At 70.3% G+C, this 23,657-nt stretch carries 19 protein-coding genes, 1 tRNA gene and 1 pseudogene; 13 read left to right on the top strand and 8 right to left on the bottom strand.

Features of this window, described 5'->3' with window-relative positions; translation table 11 throughout:
* Positions 1-426 (bottom strand): annotated as a pseudogene (locus BU204_RS40890) (hypothetical protein); the annotation flags it as partial.
* A gap of 423 nt (positions 427-849) precedes the next feature.
* On the opposite strand from BU204_RS40890, the gene BU204_RS25250 reads away from it, so the two are divergent.
* From BU204_RS25250 to BU204_RS25240, 3 genes are all read left to right on the top strand, one after another.
* On the top strand, positions 850-1,323 hold the full coding sequence (locus BU204_RS25250) for a DUF742 domain-containing protein (RefSeq protein ID WP_083661616.1): 474 nt from the start codon (positions 850-852) through the stop codon (positions 1,321-1,323).
* 63 nt (positions 1,324-1,386) lie between these two features.
* The gene (locus BU204_RS25245; RefSeq protein WP_075128223.1) at positions 1,387-2,268 is read left to right on the top strand and encodes a class I SAM-dependent methyltransferase; all 882 of its coding nucleotides are present in this window, start codon (positions 1,387-1,389) and stop codon (positions 2,266-2,268) included.
* 16 nt (positions 2,269-2,284) lie between these two features.
* Positions 2,285-2,473 carry a hypothetical protein gene (locus BU204_RS25240; RefSeq protein ID WP_075128222.1) on the top strand — a complete coding sequence of 63 codons (189 nt, stop codon included), beginning with the start codon at positions 2,285-2,287 and terminating at the stop codon, positions 2,471-2,473.
* Between the two features lie 717 nt (positions 2,474-3,190).
* On the opposite strand, the gene BU204_RS25235 is transcribed toward BU204_RS25240, so the two are convergent.
* The 3 genes from BU204_RS25235 to BU204_RS25225 form a co-directional block, all read right to left on the bottom strand.
* The gene (locus tag BU204_RS25235) at positions 3,191-4,099 is read right to left on the bottom strand and encodes a hypothetical protein (RefSeq protein ID WP_075128221.1); all 909 of its coding nucleotides are present in this window, start codon (positions 4,097-4,099) and stop codon (positions 3,191-3,193) included.
* A 101-nt stretch (positions 4,100-4,200) separates the two neighbouring features.
* Positions 4,201-5,505 (bottom strand): ABC1 kinase family protein, encoded by a 1,305-nt coding sequence (locus BU204_RS25230; protein ID WP_075128241.1) that lies wholly within the window; start codon positions 5,503-5,505, stop codon positions 4,201-4,203.
* A gap of 5 nt (positions 5,506-5,510) precedes the next feature.
* Positions 5,511-6,596: a hypothetical protein gene (locus BU204_RS25225; RefSeq protein WP_198942996.1), complete on the bottom strand. Its 1,086-nt coding sequence runs from the start codon at positions 6,594-6,596 to the stop codon at positions 5,511-5,513.
* 93 nt (positions 6,597-6,689) lie between these two features.
* Between BU204_RS25225 and BU204_RS25220 the strand changes: the two genes are divergently transcribed.
* A complete protein-coding gene (locus BU204_RS25220; RefSeq protein ID WP_075128219.1) occupies positions 6,690-7,250 on the top strand; it encodes a M48 metallopeptidase family protein in 561 nt (186 codons plus the stop codon).
* A 69-nt stretch (positions 7,251-7,319) separates the two neighbouring features.
* Here BU204_RS25220 and BU204_RS25215 read toward each other — a convergent pair whose 3' ends face one another.
* Positions 7,320-8,639, bottom strand: coding sequence for a zinc-dependent metalloprotease (locus BU204_RS25215; protein ID WP_075128218.1), 1,320 nt, complete (start codon positions 8,637-8,639; stop codon positions 7,320-7,322).
* A gap of 79 nt (positions 8,640-8,718) precedes the next feature.
* Between BU204_RS25215 and BU204_RS25210 the strand changes: the two genes are divergently transcribed.
* Positions 8,719-9,816 (top strand): YlbL family protein, encoded by a 1,098-nt coding sequence (locus BU204_RS25210; RefSeq protein ID WP_075128217.1) that lies wholly within the window; start codon positions 8,719-8,721, stop codon positions 9,814-9,816.
* A 13-nt stretch (positions 9,817-9,829) separates the two neighbouring features.
* Here BU204_RS25210 and BU204_RS25205 read toward each other — a convergent pair whose 3' ends face one another.
* Positions 9,830-10,357 (bottom strand): PPA1309 family protein, encoded by a 528-nt coding sequence (locus tag BU204_RS25205; protein ID WP_075128240.1) that lies wholly within the window; start codon positions 10,355-10,357, stop codon positions 9,830-9,832.
* Between the two features lie 144 nt (positions 10,358-10,501).
* On the opposite strand from BU204_RS25205, the gene BU204_RS25200 reads away from it, so the two are divergent.
* Positions 10,502-13,453, top strand: a complete 2,952-nt coding sequence (locus BU204_RS25200) for a UPF0182 family protein (protein ID WP_075128216.1) — start codon at positions 10,502-10,504, stop codon at positions 13,451-13,453.
* Between the two features lie 1,105 nt (positions 13,454-14,558).
* Here the strand turns inward: BU204_RS25200 and BU204_RS25195 are convergent.
* Both BU204_RS25195 and BU204_RS25190 read right to left on the bottom strand, forming a co-directional pair.
* Positions 14,559-14,966, bottom strand: coding sequence for a histone-like nucleoid-structuring protein Lsr2 (locus BU204_RS25195; RefSeq protein ID WP_075128215.1), 408 nt, complete (start codon positions 14,964-14,966; stop codon positions 14,559-14,561).
* Between the two features lie 443 nt (positions 14,967-15,409).
* A tRNA-Met gene (locus BU204_RS25190) sits at positions 15,410-15,486 on the bottom strand.
* Between the two features lie 855 nt (positions 15,487-16,341).
* Between BU204_RS25190 and BU204_RS25185 the strand changes: the two genes are divergently transcribed.
* From BU204_RS25185 to lon, 7 genes are all read left to right on the top strand, one after another.
* The gene (locus BU204_RS25185; RefSeq protein WP_075128214.1) at positions 16,342-16,842 is read left to right on the top strand and encodes a PadR family transcriptional regulator; all 501 of its coding nucleotides are present in this window, start codon (positions 16,342-16,344) and stop codon (positions 16,840-16,842) included.
* 46 nt (positions 16,843-16,888) lie between these two features.
* On the top strand, positions 16,889-17,992 hold the full coding sequence (gene prfB / locus BU204_RS25180) for a peptide chain release factor 2 (protein ID WP_075128213.1): 1,104 nt from the start codon (positions 16,889-16,891) through the stop codon (positions 17,990-17,992).
* A 118-nt stretch (positions 17,993-18,110) separates the two neighbouring features.
* A complete protein-coding gene (ftsE, locus tag BU204_RS25175; protein WP_075128212.1) occupies positions 18,111-18,800 on the top strand; it encodes a cell division ATP-binding protein FtsE in 690 nt (229 codons plus the stop codon).
* 64 nt (positions 18,801-18,864) lie between these two features.
* Positions 18,865-19,767: a permease-like cell division protein FtsX gene (gene ftsX / locus BU204_RS25170; RefSeq protein ID WP_075128211.1), complete on the top strand. Its 903-nt coding sequence runs from the start codon at positions 18,865-18,867 to the stop codon at positions 19,765-19,767.
* A gap of 30 nt (positions 19,768-19,797) precedes the next feature.
* The gene (gene smpB / locus BU204_RS25165) at positions 19,798-20,274 is read left to right on the top strand and encodes an SsrA-binding protein SmpB (RefSeq protein ID WP_075128210.1); all 477 of its coding nucleotides are present in this window, start codon (positions 19,798-19,800) and stop codon (positions 20,272-20,274) included.
* Between the two features lie 11 nt (positions 20,275-20,285).
* Positions 20,286-21,179 (top strand): amidohydrolase family protein, encoded by an 894-nt coding sequence (locus BU204_RS25160; RefSeq protein ID WP_332888591.1) that lies wholly within the window; start codon positions 20,286-20,288, stop codon positions 21,177-21,179.
* 48 nt (positions 21,180-21,227) lie between these two features.
* Positions 21,228-23,600, top strand: coding sequence for an endopeptidase La (lon, locus tag BU204_RS25155; protein ID WP_075128208.1), 2,373 nt, complete (start codon positions 21,228-21,230; stop codon positions 23,598-23,600).
* The last annotated feature ends 57 nt before the right edge of the window (positions 23,601-23,657 follow it).

Below are 23,657 nucleotides of genomic sequence, written 5' to 3'. Positions count from 1 at the left end.
GGCCCCGCCGCCGGCCCCGTCGCCGTCGCCGATCCCGCCGTCGCCGATCCCGCCGTCGCCGCTGCTGCCGTCGCCGCTGCTGCCGCCGCTGCTGCCGCCGATCCCCTCGCCGATCCCGTCGCCGATCCCGCTGCCGCCGCTGCTGCCGCCGCCGCTGCCGCGAACACTGCTGCCGCCGCTGCTGCCGCAAACGCCGACGCCGCCACGCCGGCTCAGTCCGCCGCCGTGCCCGCGCAGCCCCATCTGACCGACAGTCGCTCCCGCCAGCCCGTTCCCGGGCACTCGCCGGCACCGCCCACCCACCGCCCCGACGTTGCCGGCTTCGGCGCTCCCGCTCGACAGCCCGGCGCGCCCCGCCGCGCCTCCGACGGCGGTCCGCCGAGCTGGCCGCCAGGTGAGCGCCCCGGCGCCGAGGGGGTGGCGCATCCCGTCGCCGGATGGGCCACGTCGTCGGGGGTGGTGCCCGCCGAACGCTCCCCCTCCGATCCGACCGCCGACTGGCTCAGACAGGGCTCCGCCGCCGCGCCCGGGCGGCGGTCGAGCGCGCCGACGCCGAATCTCGAGAGCCGGCGTTCCGCATCCGTGGGTTCTCCTTTCGGGCCTTCATCGGGCGTCGACCGCGAAGGTGGAGCTTTCAGCGGTGCGCTTTTCGAGTACAAGGCAGTAGACGGTGCTCCTTTCGCCGGTAGGACCCGGGAGAGCACGGCTGTCGAGGGCGGACATTCCTCCTCTGACGACTACGAGGACGCGGAGTACGAGCCGGATGAGGACCGGGTCGGGCGGACCGGTGCTCGGTTCGGTCCTTACTCGGCCCGGCGGGGCAGGCGGGGAAAGCGGTCCACCGAGTCGATGGACGGCGACCAGGAAGCCCTCGAGGAGGGGGCGCCTGACGAGCGGACGGCGGGGGACGAGAGCGCGCTGTACTCCTCGGGGTTGCGGGGGTTCGGGGAGACGCGGCCAGTCGACTCGGAGGAGGAGTTGCCGGCCTTGCCGTGGGCGTCGGCCATTGTTCGTCCTTACGCACGGACCGGTGGGCGGACCAGGCCCGACCACGAGCTCGCGGTGGAGGCGCTGATCTCGACCGGGGAGATTCCGGACGGGGCGTCGGTGACCGCGCAGGGGCGGATGATCATCGACCTGTGTCGTGAGCCGCGGTCTGTCGCCGAGGTGGCGGCGTTGTTGGGAGTGCCGTTGGGCGTCGCTCGAGTGTTGCTCGGGGATCTCGCGACCGAGGGCGCGGTCGTGGTGCATGCGACAACGGGGGCGGACGTGCCCGATGTCGAGATCTTGCGGCGGGTGTTGGTGGGGCTTCGTCGGCTGTGAGCGCACACCCGGTCGCACGAACTGCACCTGCCGCCGCGGCGGGTGCCGGCTAGCGTCGAGCGCATGGCGCACACACATGATGGCATTGACTGGAACGAGCGACTCTCCGCGCTGCGGCGGGCCGACCACATCTTCGCCAAGGCCTATCGCCAGGTCGCCGAGCGGCTGGTGGACATGGTGGCTGCTGATGGGACTCCTCCTGTCGTGGTCGATGTCGGGTCGGGTGCGGGGGGCATGAGCGTCGCGTTCGCCTCGGTGCTGGCCGCGCGGGGTGGCGGTCGCCTGGTGCTCGCCGACGCCGTCGACGAACTGCTCTCGGCCGCCACCGGGCACGCCACCGAGGCCGCCGGCGGAACGGTGACCGTCGAGGCGGTCTCGGTCGACGCCGCCGACGAACGGCTGACGTCGGTGTTGCCCGCGGCCGACCTGGTCTGGGCCTCACGCGTCGTGCACCACCTTCCCGATCAGCAGCAGGCCATCAACCGCCTCGCCGGTGTCCTGGCACCCGGCGGCTGGCTGGCGCTGAGCGAGGGTGGCCTGGACACGAAGTGTCTGCCGTGGGACATCGGCGTCGGCCGGCCTGGACTGGGCGACCGGCTGCTCGCGGCGCGCAACCAGTGGTTCGTGCGGATGCGCGAGGAGATGCCGGGGTCGGTTCGGCTACCGGTCGGGTGGACGCGTGCCCTGGCGGCCGCGGGCCTTGTCGACACCTCCTCGTTCAGCTACCTCGTCGACCTGCCCGCACCGGCCGACGAGGCGACTCGTCTGTCTGTAGTGGACATGCTGACCTGGATGTCCCATTCGGGTGAGGAGTACCTCGACGAGCACGACCGGGTGACCGTCGCCCGGTTGCTCGACCCGAGCGATGACGACTATGTCGGCAACCGCGATGACGTGTTCTTCCTCGGCACCTCGTCAGTCCATTTAGGACGAAAGAACGGTTGACGTACGATTGCGCCCCATGGCTGACCGTTCCCAAGAACCCCCGATATGCATGCGCTGCGGCCGATCACGTAGCGACGCGAGTCCGGCCGAGGCGCTGACCTGGAGCATCGAGAACGACAGGCAGGGCCAGCGCTGGCTCTGTCCGGCGTGCGCGCGGGCGCACGTGCGCGACATCGAGGGAAAGCTGCCGACCGAGTACTGGTGATCCCGCTGGTCGGGTTGGTCCTCGGACGCCGCGTGTGGGGCCGGCGGTCGCTGCGCTGGAGCGCGGTCGGGGCGGTTGGCCGGTGGGGCCTGCTCGCACTGTGGTTCGTGCTGACATCGGTTTCCGGCATTGGGAACTCCTGTTGGGTGTTGGGAGGGTCTGCCTGGAGTTAGTTCTGTCGACTGGAGGGGTGGCGCCCTGCCGGCCCGGCGCGGCAGGGACCGTTCCTTGGCGAAACGCGGGATTTCTGCGGTTTGGGCGATGGGGAGATGGCTTGGCTGTGGCCATGGCTCAGAGGGGAGCGGGGGCCGGGGGTGCGGCCGGCTGGCCTGCGCTTCGAAAAGGCAATGGAAGTGGGCTCGGTCTGCGGCTTGAGACTGAGCGGCTCGGGGGCGGGTTCGGGTGGGACTGCGGCTTGGATGGCGCAGAAGATGGGTTTTAGGGCTGTGGCCGAGGTGGTTCAGGGACGGATTCGGATGCGGGTCCGCTTTTCGAGGTGATCCGGAGACCGGTTCGAGCGGGGCACTGAGCCCTGGAGGGTTCAGGGGAACGACTCGGGTGGGGCCGTGCTTGCTGGGTTTGGGGACGGGCTCGGGTGGGGACGGGCTCGAGAGGGGTGTGCTTTGGGTCGGCTCGGGACCGGCCCCCGGGCGGGGAGGGGCTCGGGTGGGGTCGGGGAAGGGACTTTGGGGAGACCGGGCTTGAGTGGGTGCGCCTTCAGGGGCGGGGGAGGTGGGGGTTTCGGCTGGCGTAGGCGTAGGCCTCCACCAGTTCCGTTGCTACGGCCCGTGGGTCGCTGCGTAGGCGGGTCGGGGCGGTGTGGAGGACGGTGATGCCTGCTTCGGTGAGCGAAGGGGCGGCCTCGGTGGTTGTGGGGAGGGGTGGAGTCGCGGTCTCCACGTTCCAGGCCAGGCCGGCGGTGGGCCACCACGCGTCGGCTGTGCCCAGGGGGTGGCCGTGGGGGGTGTGGAGGGCCACCTGCCAGCGTGGGGGTGGGAGGGGGGTGGTTTGCAGGACCGAGGTCGTCAGGGCCTGGGTCAGGGGGATCAGGTCCTCCTGGTTGGGCTTGGTCAGGAGGGCGCGTACGGCCGCCGACCCGCGTTGGTTGCCGGCGTCCAGTTCGGTGCGGAGGTCGGTCAGGGAGCAGGCGGCTTGTGCCACCGGGGCGAACAGGACGGACTTGAGGCGGTCGGCGTTCGGTTCTCGGCGGGCGGCGTCGATGGTGGCGCGGGCCAGGGGCGCCACGGGTAGGCCGGCTCGGCGTTGGGGAACGGGGAGCCGGGTGGTGCGTTCGACGACGAGGGGTGGCCGGCTTGCCACGCGGCGGGTGGCCGGGATGAGTACCAGGATCTCGTCGGACGGCGGGGCGGGGACGGCGTGGGCTCGCATGGCGTCTGTGCCCGTGATCACTGCCTCGGGGCCTGCGTAGGTGAGGGCGGCGTGCAGGAGGTCGCGTCTGGTCGGTGGGGTGGTGTTGAGCAGGACCACCCCGGGGAACAGGCGTTGCCAGGGGCCGGACGGGCGACAGCGGGAGGCGATGGTGTGGGCGGAGACGCCGGCCGACCGGAGGGCCGCGGTGCTGGTGACGTCCGAGCCTGGGAGCGGGGTGGGGAGGCAGGTGGTCATGCCTCGATGTTCCGGGGCACGGGGGCAGGGGGAAAGGTGGGCGGCGCGGCTGTGGACAAGTCAGGGGGGCGAATGTCCCGTTGGGTCGGCGGGACCCCGGTTCACGTGGTGAAACCTGGTTGCCAGCGGGTGAGGAGAGCCCGGACGGGAAGCTCGGCGTCGAGCTGGCAGAGGATGCCGGTCGAGCCGCCGAGCACGCGGTGCAGCAGCAGGTACTGCGGCGGCAGGTTCAGCGAGCGGCCGGTACGGAAGTCCTGGCTGCGCACGTCACCCACCCGCATCGCCTGCTTCTGCATCCACCTCCGGGTGAAGTGGAACGTCTCGGTGCGCACCGGCTCGACGAACGGGGCCAGGTACGTGTACACGTGCTCGGCCTCGAGGTCACGCTGGTCGGGCCGCACGAAGTGCTCCTCGCGCAGCAGGGTCAGCAGCGCGTCCGAGTCGCCGTCGAGGGCGAGGCGGACCATCCGCCCGTGTGCCTCCGGCAGGCCCTGCGGCAGGTGGGCGACCGCGCCGAAGTCGATGACGCACAGCCGCCCGTCCTCGGTGAGCATGAAGTTGCCCGGGTGGGGGTCGGAGTGCAGCATCCCGGCCCGCGCCGGCGAGGAGTAGTGGAACTCCGCGAGGAGGTAGCCCGCGCGGTCGCGTTCGGCCCGGCTGCCGTCCCGGATCACCGACGCCAGCGAGCGCCCGTCCACCCACTCGCTGACCAGCACCTTCGGTGCGCTCGCCACCACCCTGGGCACGATGACGTGCGGGTCGCCGGCGAACTCCTTGGCGAACGCGCGCTGGTTCGCCGCCTCCGACCGGTAGTCGAGCTCCTCGCTCATCCGGTCGGTCAGCTCCTGGAGCAGCGGCTTGACCTCGGTGCCGGGCACCAGCATCTGGAACAGCCGGCTGAACCGCTGCAGCTGCCGGAGGTCGGAGAGCAGCGCCTGGTCGGCACCCGGGTACTGGACCTTCACCGCGACCTCGCGGCCGTCGTGCCACACCGCCCGGTGCACCTGGCCGATGCTCGCCGCCGCGGCCGGCTCGTCCTCGAACGAGGAGAACCGGTCCTGCCACGACCTGCCCAGTTGCTCGGCGAGCACCCGCCGCGTGGTCTGGCTGCTCATCGGTGGCGCGGCCGACTGCAGCTTGGTCAGCGCCTCCCGGTAGGGCTCGGCCATCTCGTTGGGCACCGCCGCCTCGAACACGGACAGTGCCTGGCCGAACTTCATCGCCCCGCCCTTGAGCTGCCCGAGCACGGCGAACAGCTGTTCGGCCGTCCTCGCCGACAGCTCGGCGTTCACCTGCTCGGCGTTCTGTCCCACCAGGCGTTTTCCCCAGCCTCCGACCGCTCGGCCGGCGACCCCGAGCGGGATGCTGGCCAGCCGCGCCGTCCTGGCCGCGGTCTTTCGAGGCATCTCCGTCACGTACTCGATTGTCTCAACTCTTCGTTGGTATTCGCAGCAACATTGGAGCAGCGCTCTGCGGCGCCACATGAACACGCAGAGTGAGCAGGCCAGACCCGCCGTCTGACGGCCGCGTCGGTCAGGTCGAGCTCGAGCGTGGCGCCCCCGGACGGCGGCGGCGGCGCGCCGCCTCTGGTCCAGCGCAGGCCGTCCAGGGCCTGGCCGACCGCCAACGCGGCCGTCGCGTGCGTGCTCGCCAGGTCGGCGAGCTGGGTCTGCCCGGCCAGCTGCACGGCGATGCGCGGCCAGTGCGGGTCCAGCTCGCAGCGCCGCAGGTCGGCGCACAGCAGGCAGCTGGTCAGACCGGGTACGACGAGCGGTCCGACGATCCCGATGCCGTCGCGCATCCGCACGTTCAGGTACGGCACCCCGCTCGCGTTGAGCGCGCTGACCCTGGCCGGCTCGTGTACCAGCGAGTCGGCCAGGACCACCAGATCAGGCCCGCGCCCGGCGCGGAAGGCCGTACTGCGCACCGCCGCGTCCACCCTGGCCAGGGCCGTCCTGGCCGCCGCGCCCCGCCGCCGGCCGACGTCCTCGGGCAGATAGCCGGTGCCGGTGTCCTCCGGGCGGACCGAGCCGGACGCGACCACGTGCACCCAGCCCACCCCCGCGCCGGCCAGCAGGCAGGCGACCGCGACCGCCAGCCGACCGTCGCCGTGGACGGCGACCCCCAGCCCGCGGCGTGCGGGCGGATCGTCCCGGAAGCCGTCGGCCGCCGCGCGCATGGCCGCCGTGGCCAGCTCGCCGACGAGCCGGCTCGGTACCGGCGCGGACCGCCTGGCGCCGTCCTCCAGCAGTCCGCGCGCGGCCAGGGCGCGCAGGGCGGCGTGCAGCTCCGACCGGTGCTCGCCGGCCGAGGCCAGCAGCGCGTCGACGTCGTCGCGGCCGGAGAGGCGTTGGAGGACGGCCGCGACCGGCTCGGGCAGGCCGGTGACGACCGCGGCGAGCCGCGGGTCGAGGCCGATCTGCACCTCGGCCGGGCCGCGGCGCAGTATTCGCAGGTCGGGCACGGGGCGGGGACGCTTGGGAAGCTGCTCGGGCACAGGACGAGGCTCCCTGTTCAACGGCCGGCGACGAAATCGTTATCCACAGCCCACCCTGGTGGCCGGCAAATCCCCGATGTCGGTGCTCCCGTGATGTCGGTCCTTGGTCGTAACGTGGCTACCGTGTCCGAACCCCGCGTCGAGGTGCGAAGGAGCAAGCGCCGCACCCGCACCGTCACCGCGTATCGCGAAGGCGACACGCTAATCGTGCTGATCCCCGCCCGGCTGTCGAAGGCTGAGGAGGCGCACTGGGTGGCTGAGATGCAGCGCAAGTTGTTACGAGGTGAGACCAAGCGCCGGCCGCCGACCAAGGCGTCCGACGCGACGCTGCTGCGCCGGTGCCGCGAGCTGTCCGCGAAGCACCTGAACGGGCGCGCGGAGCCGGCCAGCGTCCGCTGGGTGGCTCCGATGCGCACGAGATGGGCCTCGTGCACCCCGTCCGACAAGTCCATCCGGGTGAGCGAGCACCTGCGTGACGTGCCGCCCTGGGTGCTCGACTACGTGCTGGTGCACGAGCTGGCCCACCTGCTCGTGCCGGCGCACAACGCCCGGTTCTGGGAGCTGGTGCGGGACTACCCGCGCACCGAGCGGGCCATCGGGTACCTGGAGGGACTCTCCGCGGCCGCCGGCTGGGGGATCACCGGCGAGGACTGACCCGTGAGACGACCGAGCCGTGGTCCCACCCGGTGGGCCACGGCTCGGTCGTCGTCTCGTGAGCTGCGATTACTTCTCCTCGGGGGTCTCCGGGGGATCGTGCGGCGCGGTGCGCTCGATCTCGGCGATCGGGTCGCCCTCGAGGGCGGGGTTGCCGAGGCGGTCGGCGAAGTCCATGGGCTCGTCGAGGTCCTCGGCGGTGGGAACCAGGTCGGGGTGGGCCCACACGCCGTCCCGGGCCTCCAGGCCGTGCCGATCGCCCAGCAGGCGCCAGAGGGAGGCGGCCGCACGCAGTCGGCGGGGGCGCAGCTCCAGGCCGACCAGGGTGGCGAAGGTCTGCTCGGCCGGGCCGCCGCTGGCCCGCCGCCGGCGCAGCGTCTCGCGCATCGCGTCCGCCCCGGGCAGACGGTCACCCACCGCGTCGCCGACGACGACGTCCACCCAGCCCTCGACCAGGGCGAGAAGGGTCTCCAGACGGGCCAGCGCGGTCTTCTGCTCCGGCGTCGTCTGCGGCTCGAGCATGCCCGAGCGCATGGCCTCCTCGATCGACTGCGGGTTGGTGGGGTCGACCTGGGTGGCCAGCTGCTCCAGGGCCGAGGTGTCCACCCGGATGCCGCTGGCGAACTCCTCCACGGTGCCGAGCAGCCGCTGCCGCAGCCAGGGCACGTGCGCGAACAGGCGCTGGTGGGCGGCTTCCCTGGCGGCGAGGAACACCATGACCTCGCTGCTCGGGCGCTCGAGCCCCTTGGTGAACTCCTCGATGTTCGCCGGTACCAGGGCCGCGGTGGCCGGCGGCCCGAGCGGAAGCCCGATGTCGGTGGAGGTCAACACCTCCGAGGCGAGCTGCGCGAGCGCGTTGCCCAGCTGCGACCCGAACGCCATCCCGCCCATCTGGCCGACCATCGACAGCAGCGGTCCGGCCGCCTCCTTGGCCTCGGCGGGCAGCGCCTCCACCCAGGCCCCGGACACCCGGCGGGCTACCGGGTCGCACAGCCGCTGCCAGGTCGGCAGCGTGTGCTCGACCCAGTCGCGGGCGGTCCACGAGCGGGCCTGCGTCGCACCCGCCGGCAGGATCGTCACCGGGTCCAGCCACATCTCGGCCAGGTGCACGGCGTCTCGGACCGCGGTCGCCGAGTCGGCGGGCGGGCCGAAGCCGGGCTGACCGGACAGCTTCTGCAGGGCGATCTGCTTGGCCAGGTCGTAGTTGACCGGCCCGCTGGAGCTCCCGGCCTGGCTGAGCATCTGCCCCAGCTGGCTCAGCATCTGGCCGAGCTGGTTGAACGCCTCGGCCGGGTTCTGCTGGCCGCCCGACCCGCCCTGGCCGGACTGGTCCTTCTTGTCGCGGTCGTCGGGGTTCGGCGGACCGAAGCCGAAGGGAAACTCCGTCATGTGTCCACGGTACGCGGCACGGGCCTCGCCGTGACGCGTGGTGATTCGCTCGTCGAGAACACGCCGTACCCTGCACGTCGTGAGCGACCCAGCACCCCAGCAGCCGCCGACCGACGCCGACCGGGGCAGTGGCTGGCCACTGACCCGGCGCGGTTGGACGATAGTCGTCAGCTTCGGGATCGCGGCGGTGCTCGGACTGGTCGGCGGGCTGGTGCGGGTGCCGTACGTCTCGCTCGGCCCCGGCCCGACCTACGACACGCTCGGCAGCGTGAACGACCAGGTCGTGGTGCAGGTCGAGGGCGAGAAGACCTACCGGACCAGCGGCCAGCTGCGCATGACCACGGTCTCGATCAGCGACGAGATCAGCCTGTTCGGCGCGCTCGGCCTGTGGGTCAGCGGCCGGCACGCGCTGATGCCGCGCGACGAGTACATCGGCCCCGGCCAGACCGAGGAGGACCTGCAGCGGGAGAACACGAAGATGTTCCAGGACTCGCAGAGCGACGCCGAGGTCGCGGCGCTGCGATACCTGGACTACCCGGTGAAGGTCGTCGCCCAGGAGGTCACCCGCGACGCCCCGGCCGACAAGGTGCTCGAGCCGGGGGACCAGCTGGTCGAGGTCAACGGCCGCGCGATCGAGGTGCAGGAGGACGTGCGCGAGGCGCTGCGGGGCACCCGGCCCGGTGACCGGGTCTCGATCACCTTCCAGCACGAGGACGACAAGGAGCAGACCCGCACTGTCACCCTCGGCAAGGCCTCGGACTTCGGCTCGGACGACCGCGCCGAGGGCTTCCTCGGCCTGCTTCCCGCCGACCGGGCCGACGTCGACTTCGAGACCACGATCCACCTCCAGGACGTGGGTGGACCGTCGGCCGGGCTGATCTTCGCGCTGGCGATCGTGGACAAGCTCACCCCGGGCGAGCTGGAGAACGGGACCACGGTCGCCGGCACCGGCGAGATCGACGTCAAGGGCAACATCGGCGTGATCGGCGGCATCTCGTTCAAGCTGGTCGCCGCGCACGACGCCGGCGCGACGACTTTCCTGGTGCCGGCCGGCAACTGCGCCGAGGCCAAGGCCAACGCGCCGGAGGGCCTGCGCCTGGTGAAGGTCGAGACACTCGCCACGGCGGTCGACGCGCTGGAGGACATCGAGGCCGGCCGGACCCCGCCCAGCTGCTGACGGCCGACCCGCCCTAGCGGAGCGTCGTCAGCAGGGCGTCGGTCAGGTTCGGCGCGAGCTCGGGGTGCTCCACGAACTCGTCCTCCTCGCTGTTCTCGCCGCGCAGCCGCAGCACGCAGGCGGTCGTGCCGTCCCGGAGCACGGCGGCGACCAGCCGCGCCTCCTGGCGGCGGGGGTGCTCGGCGGCGATGCGCCGCATGGCGTCGGACTCGGCCCGGGACTCGCCGGTGGGCAGCGCCGCCTCGGCCTCGGGGGGCAGCACCACGATCTCCTGGGCGAGCGCGCACCCGTGGACGGCCTCGGGCCACATGATTCCGGCGAGCGCGTCGGCGAGGTCGTCCTGGGGCAGCGCGTCCTGGGCGATCGGGGTCAGCGGTGCCGCCTGGTCCACCTGCCCGGCCAGCTCCGGCTGGTGCTGGACCAGCTCGGCCGTGGGCACCAGCGCGAACAGCTGGGGCGGCTGGTCCCACCCCGCGGTGGAGACGAAGTCCTCGACCTCCCGGACGAGGGCGGACAGGTGCTGGGCATGGCTCGCGGGCATGGTCACCATCCTCACCTATCCTCAACCACCACCAGTTCGACACACCCGAACGGGAACCTGACAGGGCGGGAATAGAGTTGGACATCTAGGACAGCCCTGTGCCGTCCGTTCGGAGCTCGAGAACGCGATCCAGGAGAGTGCACCGTGGCCACACGGCCCCCGATCGGGATGCCAAAACTATCCCGCCGCGCCAAAGTCCTGCTCAGTATCGCGGGAGCACTCATCCTGCTGCTGCTCGTGGGTGCGCGGCTGCTCGACACCTACGTCGACTGGCTGTGGTTCGGCGAGATCGGTTTCCAGTCCGTGTTCACGACGGTCCTGCTGACCAGGATCGTGCTGTTCTTCGCCATAGCCGTGCTGGTCGGCGGGCTGCTGGCGGTGAGCCTGAGCATCGCCTACCGCAGCCGGCCGGTCTTCGTGCCGGTCTCGGGGGTGGACGACCCGCTCGCGCGGTACCGCTCCACGATCGTGCAGCGGGTCCGGCTGTTCGGGATCGGCATCCCGGTCGTGGTCGGCCTGATCGCCGGAGCCACCGGGCAGTCCAACTGGCAGCCGGTGCAGCTGATGCTCAACGGCACCGCGTTCGGCACGACCGATCCCGAGTTCGGCAAGGACATCGGCTTCTACGCGTTCACGCTGCCGTTCATCACCTGGCTGATCACGTGGCTGTACGTCGCGTTGATCATCTCGTTCATCGCTGCCGGGGTCACGCACTACATCTTCGGTGGCATCCGGATAGCCGCTCGCACTGACAGCCTGTCGGTGCCGGCGCGAGTGCAGCTGGCGGTCACCGCGGGCGTCTTCGTCGTCGTCCTCGCCGTCGACTACTTCTTCGAACGGTACGAGCTGCTGTTCTCCACCCGCAACAACCTGTTCGCTGGTGCCACCTACACCGACCTGAACGCGGTACTGCCGGCGAAGTTGATCCTGCTGTTCATCGCCGGGTTCTGCGCGGTGGCGTTCTTCGTCGCCGCGTTCGTGCGCAACCTCACGCTGCCCGCGGTCGCGATCGTGTTGCTGCTCCTCTCGTCCTTCCTGGTCGGCTGGGCATGGCCCACGGCGCTCGAGGCGATCTCGGTGCGGCCGAACGCGGCGGAGAAGGAAGCGGCCTCGATCGACCGGAACATCAAGGCGACCAGGGCGGCGTTCGGGCTCGAGAACGTCGAGTACCAGGACTACGCGGGCGAGACCACGGCCGCGGTGTCGGAGGTCCGCGCCGACACGGGCACCATCCCCAACATCCGGTTGCTCGACCCGAGCATCCTGTCCCGCACCTTCCGCCAGCGGGAGGGCCTCGAGAACTTCTACGGCTTCCCGCAGAAGCTGGACGTCGACCGCTACGAGGTCGACGGCAAGGTCCAGGACTACGTGGTCGCCGTCCGCGAGCTCGACCCCAACCGGCTCGCCGACGGCCAGACCGGGTGGATCAACCGGCACCTGGTCTACACCCACGGCAACGGCTTCGTCGCCGCGCCGGCCAACCGGATCAACCGCTCGCTCTCCGAGCGCGGGACCGGTGAGGGTGGCTACCCGGTGTTCACCGTGAGCGATCTGGACGCCATGAAGCAAAACCAGGAGATGGACATCCCGGTCACCGAGCCGCGCGTCTACTTCGGTGAGCTCTCGTCGGACTACGCGATCGTCAACGCCCGCGACGAGTTCGACACCGCGGCCGACCAGGAGTACCGCTACAACGGCAAGGGTGGGGTGCCGGTCGACGGCTGGTTCAACCGGTTCGTCTTCTTCGCCCACTACGGCGAGCGGAACATCCTGTTCAACGAGGACATCGGCGAGGGTTCGAAGATCATGTACAACCGTGATCCGCGAACCCGGGTGATCAAGGCGGCGCCCTGGCTCACCGTCGACGGCGACCCGTACCCGGCCGTGGTGGACGGCCGGATCAAGTGGATCGTCGACGGCTACACCACGCTCGAGAACTATCCGTACGCGCAGCGCACCCCGCTGGGCGAGGTCACGCAGGACACGCTGACCGGTGTCGCGCGCCAGGACAACCGCACCATCAGCTATATCCGCAACTCGGTCAAGGCGACGGTCGACGCGTTCGACGGGACCGTGACCCTGTACGGGATCGACGACAAGGACCCGGTGCTCAAGGCCTGGGAGCAGGTGTTCCCCGGCACCGTGAAGCGCGGCCCCATCGCCGACAGCCTCCGTGAGCACTTCCGGTATCCCGAGGATCTGTTCAAGGTCCAGCGCGATCTCCTCGCTCAGTACCACGTGACCGGCGCCAGGCAGTTCTACTCGACCCAGACGTTCTGGGACGTGCCACCGGACCCGACCGGCGAGAACAACGAGACCACCACGGCGCCGAACCAGCCGCCGTACTACGTGCTGGCGCAGGTCCCGGGACAGGACGAGCCGACGTTCCAGATCACCAGCGCGATGACACTGCTGAAAACGCAGTTCCTCGCGGCCTGGGTCTCGGTGTCGTCCGATCCAGAGGACTACGGGAAGTTCCGGGTGCTCCGACTACCCACGTCGGAACAACCCAAGGGGCCTCTCCAGGTGCAGAACGAGTTCCGCACCACCGACGAGGTCACCGAGAACAGAACGTTGTTCAACAACCCCAGTGTCAACGTCAAGTACGGCAACCTACTGACGCTTCCGGTGGCCGACGGGCTGGTGTACGTGCAGCCGATCTACATCGAGCAGAAGGACGAGAACGCCTTCCCGCAGCTCGCCCGGGTGCTCGTGTACTTCAACGGCCAGGTCGGGTTCGATGCGACCGTCGAGGGCGCACTGAACGAGGCGATCGGCCTGGCCGATGGCGGTACCCCACCACCCGAGGACGAGGACACACCGCCGACATCGACACCACCGAGCTCACCACCGAGCTCGGAACCGCCCCCGGACACTGGCGGGGGCGAGGAGACTCCTGAGCTCGAACAGGCGATCCAGGACATCGACGACGCGTTGAGCCGCTACACCGAGGCGCGCGCGAACGGTGACTTCGCCGCCGAGGGACAGGCCCTGGCCGACCTCAACCGCGCGGCGGACGCCTACGAGGCCGCAAAGGCAGCGGCCAACGGCGGTGGCACGCCTACCTCCGCCCCACCGGGTAACGGCGGCGGCTAACCCCTGGCGAGCGAAACGGCCCCTCGGCTTGTCCGGGGGGCCGTTCTCGTGTCCGGAGGACAGTGCGGTGGGGCCGTCTGGTGTTCGGACGGGTTTCGGGGCTGAGCGTGTTCTCGTGCGAGGGTGGGTTGCCGGAGTTGGGGGGCTGGTGGTGTGGGGGGCGAGGGCTGTTCGTGCTGGGGAGGGTCTCGGGGTTGAGGATGCTTTCGTTGTCGGGACCGCCCTGGGGGCGCAGCCGGTTTCCCTCTCCTGAGGGTCGCGTCGGTGGGGAGGTTGTTTTCGTGGCCGGGGCCGCCCGGGGTCGGGCGGTTTCCGTCTCCTGAGGGCCGCGTCCGAAGGGAGGAGGTCGCTGTCGTGTTCGGGAGGACCGTGGCGTTGGGACTGCGTTCGGGAGGGTCGCGCCCCTCGTGGGTCGTTCTCGAGTCGCGGAGGAATCCCTCTGGTGGGGGCGCACGCGTGTTCCGGGTGGGCCGCGGGTGTTCGAGCGCGGTTCTTGTGGCCGTAGAGGACGCTCCCTAGCCCGGGAAGGGGCGGGAGGGCTCGCGTTCGGGAAGGCCCGTGGCACGCCCGGGAACTGTCGGTCCCTCCCGCTAGCCTGGTGACCGGGGGCCGGAGGCCAACCTGTCCGTTCTCGCTGGGATGGACGGCCCGGGTTCGCCGGCGGCGGGTCGCGGCGGCCTGAGGGCCTCACCTCAGGCGTTTCGCCTGCTTGCGTGCCTCCCCTGACGAGGTCCGGCGGAGAGAGCCGGGTGGCATTCTGGTTCGGCAGGGCCGGGCAGCTGGGCTGGTCGAACTCGGGCAGGAACGGCGACAGTGCGGTTTCCGATGCGTGGTTTCTTGTCGAACCCTGCGCGTCGACCGCTTGGCACGGAGATTTGTCCGGAATCCGCGCACTGGCGGAACGGAACGCGTCCCAAAACGTGGAACGGCCCCTCGGGCGGGCCGAGGGGCCGTTCTCACTTAAGCGCACACACGTCTCGCGGGCGACAGCGGTAGGGAGCCAGGCATCTACTGTGGACGCGCAGGGGAGCCCGAGTGGGGTCCACGGCGGACACCGCGGGCGCGGCCGGTTCGCGGAACCGTCCTGGGCGGCGTGTCCGCCGGCTCAGGCCTTCTTCGCGCGCGGCCGGCGCTTGGCCGCCGGCTTGGCGTTCGCCTTGGACTTGTCGTCCAGCTGGGCCTGCTTGTAGGCCTCCACGACATGCGAGGGGATCCGGCCCCGGTCGGCCAGTTCGTAGCCGTTCTGCTGGGCCCATTCGCGGATCTGACCAGCTTCGTTGGCGTTCGCCGCCTTGCTGCCCGGCGCGGGACGGGTACCGCGCTTGATCCGGCCGCCCACCCGCCGCGCGGCGTCGACGTACTCGGTCAGACTCTCCCGCAGGCGCTCGGCGTTCGTGTCCGACAGGTCGATCTCGTAGCTCACGCCGTCGAGACCGAACAGGACGGTCGTCACGTCCTGCGAGCTCGTCCCATCAAGATCGTCGACGAGTTGAACCAATACCTTCTGAGCCATTCGGCTGCTCCCTACGACCGCTGCGCACCCACATTCGTGCACACCCGTTGGTTTGTGACGGAACACTAGCAAAGAACTGTCTCAAGTCCGAAACGAACCGCCTGAACTGCTCAGTTCCTTCGTCGGACGCAGATCTGGCCGCTCGTGTCGCGATCGGCCGCGCAGCGGAAGTGATAGGTCGCCCGTTCGCTGCGCCGCACAATCGATAAAGCCGTCGATGCCCAGGTGCAAGCTATTGTTCGAGCCCTTTACGACCTCACGGGCGGCGGTGGATATCCTGCCCGGCCCGACCCCGGACCGTCCACACCAGAGTGCTCGAGAGGCACTTTCATGTGGTGTACGTCTCGTGGACGGCTCGGCCACCCCACGGGGGCCCTGGCCCGGCGGCAAGGGGCCGGGAATGCGTGAACGCCCCCTCGATGTTCTCGAGGGGGCGTTCACTGTGGTAGCGGGGACAGGATTCGAACCTGCGACCTCTGGGTTATGAGCCCAGCGAGCTACCGAGCTGCTCCACCCCGCGTTGCTGTGAGACCAACTATACATACCCCTCCGAGGGCCCGTACGGGACCCCCCTCGTTGTCGCTCGCAGCGGCGAAACGGCTGGTCAGGGCGCCGTATGACCGCGCTCGGCCACCATAGGTGGTCCCTGCTGGGGTCCTCGGGCCGCGCTCGGCCGCGCCTGGGAGCCCGAATCGGCTCGAGCGAGGGGGTCGAGGCTGGTTCGAGCTCCCTACTTTCGTCCGTCGACTCCGACTCGAGGTGAATTCTCCGCGGGTTTGGAAAACGGCCGTGAATCCGAGGCCGGTCGGGGCGTGGTCCGGACGGGAGCGGGCGCGTCCACTCAGGACCCCGGCGAGGGTCGGGGAGGCGTACATACGCGACTGTCCGGAGGAGGTGTCCCAGCGTGGCAGGGGGCCGCGTGCGCGTGCATCCGCACGGGCGTTCGGGTCGCGGAGGGAGCGCCGGTGGGCCGAAACGGGGCCTGACCGACCTTCCGGAAGATATTTTACCCGGATGGAGTAGTGGGCTGTTTTGACCGTCCCAGGGGGTCTGCGGCGCCGCTCGGAAGGCATGGATCCACAACTCGGACACACTTGTGGTAAGCGCGATCCCGGGTCTTCCGCGGGCCTCATGGGTCCACCTGAGCACGGTCCTGCCTCAACATCGTCGCTGGTAAGGAGGTTGCGGTGCGGTCGCGACAGCATGTCTTTCGCGCCGCTAAGAACTGCTCGCGACCCAGTCGGACTGTTCGAATCCCGGCGTACTGTGCGACTAGACACCCGCTCAACAGACCCGAAAAACCGCGATCAGCCACAGTGGACAGACTGCCCCGTTCACTGTGGACACCGCGGTAAGTTCGTGGCACGGTGGAGAGGTGTCTGAACTGAATGCAACCGCCGCTGCCCTCCTGGGGCTGCTGCACGAAGGCCCGGCGACCGGTGGACAACTGGTTTCGGCCGCCCGCGACCGTTTCGGCGCCTTTTTCAGCGTCACTCGGAGCCAGGTCTATCGGGAACTCCCCGCACTGGCGGATGCGGGGCTGGTCCGGCTCGGCAAGCAGGGGCCTCGTTCGAGCCAGCAGTACCTCGTGACGGCAGCGGGTAAGAAGGCCTTCAAGGCGTGGCTGGGTAGCGAGCCGGGTCCGGACCACCTCCGGAGCCCGCTGATCCTGCGCCTCGTGCACGCCAATGCGCTGACCACGCGCCAGCGCACCGCGCTGATCGAGTCCGCCAAGAAGGTCTACGCCGAAGAGCAGGACGCCGCCAAGGTCGCCGCGAAGACCGCCGAGGACCCGTACGCGAAGGCCATTGCCGAGTTCGGTGTCGCCCGTGCTCGCGCCGTGCTGAAACTGCTGGACTCGATCCCCACGTCCTGAATGGTCGACGGCCGGGTTCACGTCTCCCCGGGTAACCTCTAGAAACGTGAACCCGGACGTCGCTGCCGACCTGAATGACCTGTCCAACACCCTCGCGCGCATCGAGGCGGTGACGGACATGGCCGCGCTGCGCTCGCGGATCGCCGATCTCGAGGAGCAGGCGTCCCGGCCTGACCTGTGGGACGACCCCGAGTCGGCACAGAAGGTGACCAGCCAGCTCTCGCACAAGCAGAGCGAGCTGCGTCGCCTCGAGGACCTGCGCCAGCGCATCGAGGACCTCCGTGTGCTCTACGAGCTCGCCGAGGAGGAGGCGTCGGCCGAGGACACGGCCGACGCGGACGAGGAGCGGGCGAAGCTGCGGACCGAGGTCGCCTCGCTCGAGGTGCGCACGCTGCTGTCCGGGGAGTACGACGAGCGGGACGCGCTGGTCACCATCCGGTCCGAGGCCGGCGGCGTCGACGCGGCGGACTGGGCCGAGATGCTCATGCGCATGTACCTGCGCTGGGCCGAGCGCCACGGGTACCCCGTCGAGGTGTACGACACCTCCTACGCGGAGGAGGCCGGCATCAAGTCGGCCACGTTCAAGGTCACCGCCCCCTACGCCTACGGCACCCTTTCGGTCGAGCAGGGCACCCACCGGCTGGTGCGCATCTCCCCGTTCGACAACCAGGGCCGCCGGCAGACCTCGTTCGCCGGTGTCGAGGTCCTGCCGTTCGTCGAGGCCGTCGACCACGTCGACATCCCGGAGAAGGACATCCGCATCGACGTCTTCCGCTCCTCGGGGCCCGGCGGGCAGAGCGTGAACACCACCGACTCGGCCGTGCGGATCACCCACCTGCCGAGCGGCATCGTCGTCTCCTGCCAGAACGAGAAGTCCCAGATCCAGAACCGCGCCGCGGCCATGCGGGTGCTCCAGGCCAAGCTCCTCGAGCGCAAGCGCCTGGAGGAGCGGGCCGAGATGGACGCGCTCAAGGGGGACGGCGGGTCGAGCTGGGGCAACCAGATGCGGTCCTATGTTCTGCACCCTTACCAGATGGTCAAGGACCTCCGGACCGAGTTCGAGGTCGGCAATCCGAGCAACGTCCTCGACGGCGACATCGACGGCTTCATCGAGGCCGGCATCCGCTGGCGGCGTCAGACCGTCGCCTGAGCGGACAGTCGGTAACGAAACGGACACGCAACCCCGCTGACCGCCGGAAACGTGCCGCTGGGCGCGACAGCTCGCCTTCACAACGACTGGATAACGGGCGGAGGTAGACTCGCGCCTCGTGATCCGGCTCGAGCACGTTTCCAAGGTGTACAAGACCTCGACGCGTCCGGCGTTGGAGGACGTGTCCGTCGCGGTCGACAAGGGTGAGTTCGTCTTCCTCATCGGCGCCTCGGGGTCGGGCAAGTCGACCTTCCTGCGCCTCCTGCTGCGCGAGGAGGTACCCACCCGCGGTCGGGTGTACGTGGCGAACTTCGACGTGGCTCGGATGGCCCGGCGCAGGGTCCCCCGCCTGCGTCAGTCCATCGGCTGCGTGTTCCAGGACTTCCGGCTGCTGAACAACAAGACCGTCGCCGAGAACGTCGCGTTCGCGCTCGAGGTCATCGGGAAGCCGAGGAACACCATCCGCAAGGTGGTGCCCGAGGTGCTGGAGCTGGTCGGCCTCGAGGGCAAGTCGGCGCGCATGCCGCACGAGCTCTCCGGCGGCGAGCAGCAGCGGGTCGCGATCGCCCGCGCGTTCGTCAACCGGCCGCTGATGCTCCTGGCCGACGAGCCGACCGGAAACCTGGACCCCGACACCAGCCAGGACATCATGCTGCTGCTGGAGCGGATCAACCGCACCGGCACCACGGTGATCATGGCGACGCACGACCACTCGATCGTCGACTCGATGCGCCGGCGCGTCGTCGAGCTCGACCTCGGCCAGGTCGTGCGGGACGACTCCCGCGGTGTCTACGGCGTAGGCCGCTAACTCCCCACCATCAGCCCTGACTGTCATCCCCTGACCGTCACATCCCCGAGGACACCTTCCCCCGATGCGTGCCAGCTTCGTGTTCAGTGAGGTCCTGACCGGCCTCCGGCGCAACGTGACGATGACCGTCGCGATGATCCTCACGACGATGATCTCGCTCGCCCTGCTCGGCGGCGGCCTCCTCGTCGTCCGGATGATCGACAAAACCCAGGCGGTGTACGAGGAGGAGATCGATGTCAACATCTATCTCACCAACGACATCAGCGCCAACGACGAGACCTGCTCCGACGACCCCTGCGCCAGCCTCCGCACGCGCCTGGAGAACGACCCCGCGGTCGAGGCCGTCCAGTACGAGAACCGCGACCAGGCCTTCGAGCGGTTCCAGCAGATCTTCGAGGCTCAGCCGGAGCTGCTCAAGCTCGTCCGGGCGGAGTCGCTCCCGGCCTCGTTCAACGTCCGGCTGAACCAGCCGGACCGGCCCCAGGTGATCGTCCAGTCCTACTCGGGAGCCGTGGGAATCGAGTCGATCGTCGACGAGAGCGAGTTCCTCCAGCGGCTGTTCAACGCGTTCAACGGGGTGCGGAACCTGACCTTCGCGATCGCGTTGGTCCAGGCCATCGCGGCCCTGCTGCTGATCTCCAACACCGTCCAGGTGTCCGCCTTCACCCGGCGTACCGAGGTCAGCATCATGCGTCTGGTGGGCGCGACCCGCTGGTACACCCAGCTGCCGTTCCTCCTCGAGGCGGTGGTCGCCGGGGTGGTCGGCGCGGTGCTCGCCATCGCGCTGCTGGTCGCGGGGAAGGTCTGGTTCCTCGACAGCGTGCTCGGCGGGGTGTTCGCCTCGGGCGTGCTCAGACCGATCGACGGGCTGGACATCCTGCTGGTGTCGCCGTGGCTGCTGCTCACCTCGATCGGAATCTCCGCGGTCACCGGGTACGTCACCCTGCGCCTGTACGTGCGGCAATAACCAGGTGCCACGACACGTAGAGTTGTCGTCGTGACGAAGGAACGTGGCCAGAAGGTGATCGCGTCGAACCGCAAGGCGCGGCACGACTACACGATCCTGGACACCTACGAGGCCGGGATCGCGCTGATGGGCACCGAGGTGAAGTCGCTGCGGCTCGGGCGGGCGTCCCTTGTGGACGCCTTCGCCACGGTCGACGACGGCGAGGTCTGGCTGCGGAACCTGCACATCCCGGAGTACGTGCTCGGCACCTGGACCAACCACACGCCGCGCCGTACCCGCAAGCTGCTCCTGCACAAGAGCGAGATCCTGCGGCTGATCGGGAAGACCAAGGAGAGCGGCCTGTCGCTGGTGCCGCTGTCGATGTACTTCAAGGACGGCAAGGTCAAGGTCGAGCTCGCGCTGGCGCGCGGCAAGAAGGCCTACGACAAGCGCCAGTCGATGGCCAAGCGGGACGCGCAGCGGGAGATCGAGAGGGCAGCGGGACGGGCGGCGAAAGGCCGCGTGTGAACGATGCCGACGTGCCCGGGTTCCTGGCCTCGCTGGGCCTGCCCGGGCTCGTCGACCTGCACGTGCACTTCCTCCCCGAGCAGGTCGAGCGCAAGGTGTGGGCGTTCTTCGACCGGGCGAGGCAGGAGTACGGCACCGAGTGGCCGATCCGTTACCGGCTCCCGGTTCCCGAACGGCTCGCCATCCTCGAGAAGCTGGGCGTCCGCGCGTTCGCGCCGCTGGTCTACCCGCACAAGCCGGGGATGGCGGCGTGGCTGACCGAGTGGGTGCTCGACTTCGCGGCCAGGACCCCCGGCGCGGTGCCGACCGCGACCCTCTACCCCGAGCCCGGTGTCGTCGACTACCTGGGTGAGGCGCTGGCCGCGGGTGCGCGGTGCGTCAAGTCGCACATCCAGGTCGGCGGGTACGACCCTCGTGACCCTGAGCTGGACCCGGCGTGGGGGCTGCTCGCCGAGGCCGGGGTTCCGGTGGTCGTGCACTGCGGCCACGGGCCCCTGGCGGGGCGGTACACCGGTCTGGACGTCTTCGAACAGGTGCTGGCCCGTCACCCACGGCTCGTCGCGGTGCTCGCCCACGCCGGGGCACCGGACTACTCGGGCGCGCTGGACCTCGTCGAGCGCTACCCGCGGGTGCACCTGGACACGACGATGGTCGGTGTGCCGTTCAACACCTCGGGCGCCCCGCTGCCGGCGGACTGGACCGCACGGCTCGCCAGTGTCGCCGACCGGGTCGCGCTGGGCACCGACTTCCCCAACATCCCCTACGACTACGCCACCCAGCTGAGGGCCATCGCCGACTGGGCCGCCGCCGACGACCGGCTCGGCCGGGACTTCCTGGTGGCCGTGCTGCACGACACCCCTCGGCGCCTGCTCGCTCTGGGCGAACAGCCAGGGGAAACATCCTGACACCCGTTTGGGTTGAGCAGAGCAGACTCAACTTTGGAGGGTGTTCTCATGGCAGACTCGTTGACGCTCCCGGTACTACCGCTGGACGACACCGTGCTCCTGCCGGGCATGGTCGTGCCGATCCGGCTGGCCGGCACCGACGGAGCCGAGGTCCGGGCGGCGGTGGAGGCCGCCCAGGCGGTGGCCGCCGGGGGCGATAAGCCCCGCGTGGTGATGGTGCCGCGCCTGGACGGCAAGTACGCGCGGGTGGGTGTGCTCGGCGTGGTCGAGCAGGTCGGGCGGCTGCCCGGCGGTGAGCTCGCCGCCGTGGTGCGCGGCACCGAGCGGGTGCGCATCGGCGCCGGGACCACCGGCCCGGGCGCCGCCCTGTGGGTGCAGGTCGAGGTGTCGCCGGTGCCGGCCGCGTCCGACCGGGCCCGTGAGCTGGCCAAGGAGTACAAGTCGCTGGTCATCACCATGCTCCAGCAGCGCGGTGCGTGGCAGGTGGTGGACACCGTCCAGCAGGAGGCCGACCCCTCGGCGCTCGCCGACATGGCCGGGTATGCGCCCTACCTCTCCGACGAGCAGAAGCTCTGGCTGCTCGAGACCGCCGACACGGCCGAGCGGCTGGAGAAGCTGCTCGAGTGGGGGCGTGAGCACCTCGCCGAGCTCGATGTCGCCGAGACCATTCGCAAGGACGTCAAGGAAGGCATGGAGCGCCAGCAGCGGGAGTTCCTGCTGCGCCAGCAACTGGCCGCGGTCCGCAAGGAGCTGGCCGAGCTGGACGGCCGACCGGAGTCCGAGGAGCAGGACTACCGCGCCCGCGTCGAGGCGGCGGCGCTGCCGGAGAAGGTGCACGAGGCCGCGATGGCCGAGGTGGACAAGCTCGAGCGGACCTCCGAGCAGTCCCCCGAGGTCGGCTGGATCCGGACCTGGCTGGACACGGTGCTCGAGATGCCGTGGAACACCAGGACCGACGACGCCTACGACATCAGGGGCGCCCGGGAGGTCCTCGACGCCGACCACTCGGGGCTCGAGGACGTCAAGGAGCGCATCATCGAGTACCTGGCCGTGCGCAAGCGGCGGGACGAGCGCGGGCTCGGGGTCGTCGGCGGCCGCCGCAGCGGTGCGGTGTTGGCGCTGGCCGGTCCGCCCGGGGTCGGCAAGACCTCGCTCGGCGAGTCGGTCGCGCGCGCCATGGGGCGCAAGTTCGTGCGGGTCGCGCTCGGCGGTGTGCGGGACGAGGCGGAGATCCGCGGCCACCGGCGTACCTACGTCGGTGCGTTGCCGGGTCGGATCGTGCGTGCCATCTCCGAGGCCGGCTCGATGAACCCGGTCGTGCTGCTCGACGAGATCGACAAGGTCGGCGCGGACTACCGGGGCGACCCGACCGCGGCCCTGCTCGAGGTCCTCGACCCCGCGCAGAACCACACCTTCCGCGACCACTACCTCGAGGTCGAGCTCGACCTGTCCGACGTGGTGTTCCTGGCCACGGCCAACGTGATCGACTCGATTCCGGCGCCGCTGCTCGACCGCATGGAGTTGGTGACCCTCGACGGGTACACCGAGGAGGAGAAGGTCACGATCGCCCGGGACCACCTGCTGCCCCGGCAGCTGGAGCGGGCCGGGCTCGGCCCGGACGAGGTGACGGTCACCGACGACGCCCTGCGGCTGGTGGCGGGGGAGTACACCCGGGAGGCCGGGGTCCGGCAGCTGGAGCGTTCGGTCGCGCGGGTGCTGCGCAAGATCACCGCGCAGCTCGCGGTCGACCAGACGACGCTGCCGCTGACCGTGGACGCCGGGGACCTGCGCGGGTACCTCGGGCAGCCGAAGCACACCCCGGAGTCGGCCGAGCGGACGGCGGTTCCCGGGGTCGCGACGGGGCTCGCGGTCACCGGTGCCGGCGGCGACGTGTTGTTCGTCGAGGCGTCGGTCGCGTCGAAGGAGTCCGGTGCTACCGGCGTCACGCTCACTGGTCAGCTCGGCGACGTGATGAAGGAGTCGGCGCAGATCGCGCTGTCCTACCTGCGCTCGCACGGCGACGTGCTCGACGTGCCGGTGGGGACGCTGTCCGAGCGGGGCGTGCACGTCCACGTCCCGGCCGGCGCGGTTCCCAAGGACGGCCCGTCCGCCGGCGTGACGATGACCACGGCGCTCGCGTCGCTGCTGTCGGGACGGCCGGTCCGCTCGGACGTCGCGATGACGGGCGAGGTGTCGCTGACCGGGCGGGTGCTGCCGATCGGCGGGGTGAAGCAGAAGCTGCTCGCCGCCCACCGGGCCGGCATCACCACGGTCGTGCTGCCCAAGCGCAACGAGCCCGACCTGGACGACGTGCCGTCGTCGGTGCGTGACGAGTTGACCATCCACCTGGCCGGCGATGTGCGCGAGGTCCTGGACGTCGCGCTGGAGCCGGTCCCGGCGGCCGCCACCGTCGCGGCCTGAGCGCGGTTCTCGCCAGCCGGTGTCCCTGCCCCTCACGGGCGGGGGCACCGGCTGTTC

This window comes from Actinophytocola xanthii, assembly GCF_001921205.1.
Classification (GTDB): domain Bacteria; phylum Actinomycetota; class Actinomycetes; order Mycobacteriales; family Pseudonocardiaceae; genus Actinophytocola; species Actinophytocola xanthii.
The sequence above is the reverse complement of the archived record's forward strand: the minus strand, read 5'-3'. Positions and strand labels throughout refer to the sequence as shown.

What these genes read in the sequence shown, in the direction of transcription:
- BU204_RS25230 (WP_075128241.1), bottom strand. Translation starts at nt 5,505, where the DNA reads ATGCCTCGAAAGACCGCGGCCAGGACGGCGCGGCTGGCCAGCATCCCG.
- BU204_RS25205 (WP_075128240.1), bottom strand. Translation starts at nt 10,357, where the DNA reads ATGCCCGCGAGCCATGCCCAGCACCTGTCCGCCCTCGTCCGGGAGGTC.
- BU204_RS25215 (WP_075128218.1), bottom strand. Translation starts at nt 8,639, where the DNA reads ATGACGGAGTTTCCCTTCGGCTTCGGTCCGCCGAACCCCGACGACCGC.
- lon (WP_075128208.1), top strand. Translation starts at nt 21,228, where the DNA reads ATGGCAGACTCGTTGACGCTCCCGGTACTACCGCTGGACGACACCGTG.
- BU204_RS25250 (WP_083661616.1), top strand. Translation starts at nt 850, where the DNA reads ATGGACGGCGACCAGGAAGCCCTCGAGGAGGGGGCGCCTGACGAGCGG.
- BU204_RS25240 (WP_075128222.1), top strand. Translation starts at nt 2,285, where the DNA reads ATGGCTGACCGTTCCCAAGAACCCCCGATATGCATGCGCTGCGGCCGA.
- BU204_RS25195 (WP_075128215.1), bottom strand. Translation starts at nt 14,966, where the DNA reads ATGGCTCAGAAGGTATTGGTTCAACTCGTCGACGATCTTGATGGGACG.
- ftsX (WP_075128211.1), top strand. Translation starts at nt 18,865, where the DNA reads ATGCGTGCCAGCTTCGTGTTCAGTGAGGTCCTGACCGGCCTCCGGCGC.
- BU204_RS25235 (WP_075128221.1), bottom strand. Translation starts at nt 4,099, where the DNA reads ATGACCACCTGCCTCCCCACCCCGCTCCCAGGCTCGGACGTCACCAGC.
- BU204_RS25245 (WP_075128223.1), top strand. Translation starts at nt 1,387, where the DNA reads ATGGCGCACACACATGATGGCATTGACTGGAACGAGCGACTCTCCGCG.
- BU204_RS25220 (WP_075128219.1), top strand. Translation starts at nt 6,690, where the DNA reads ATGTCGGTCCTTGGTCGTAACGTGGCTACCGTGTCCGAACCCCGCGTC.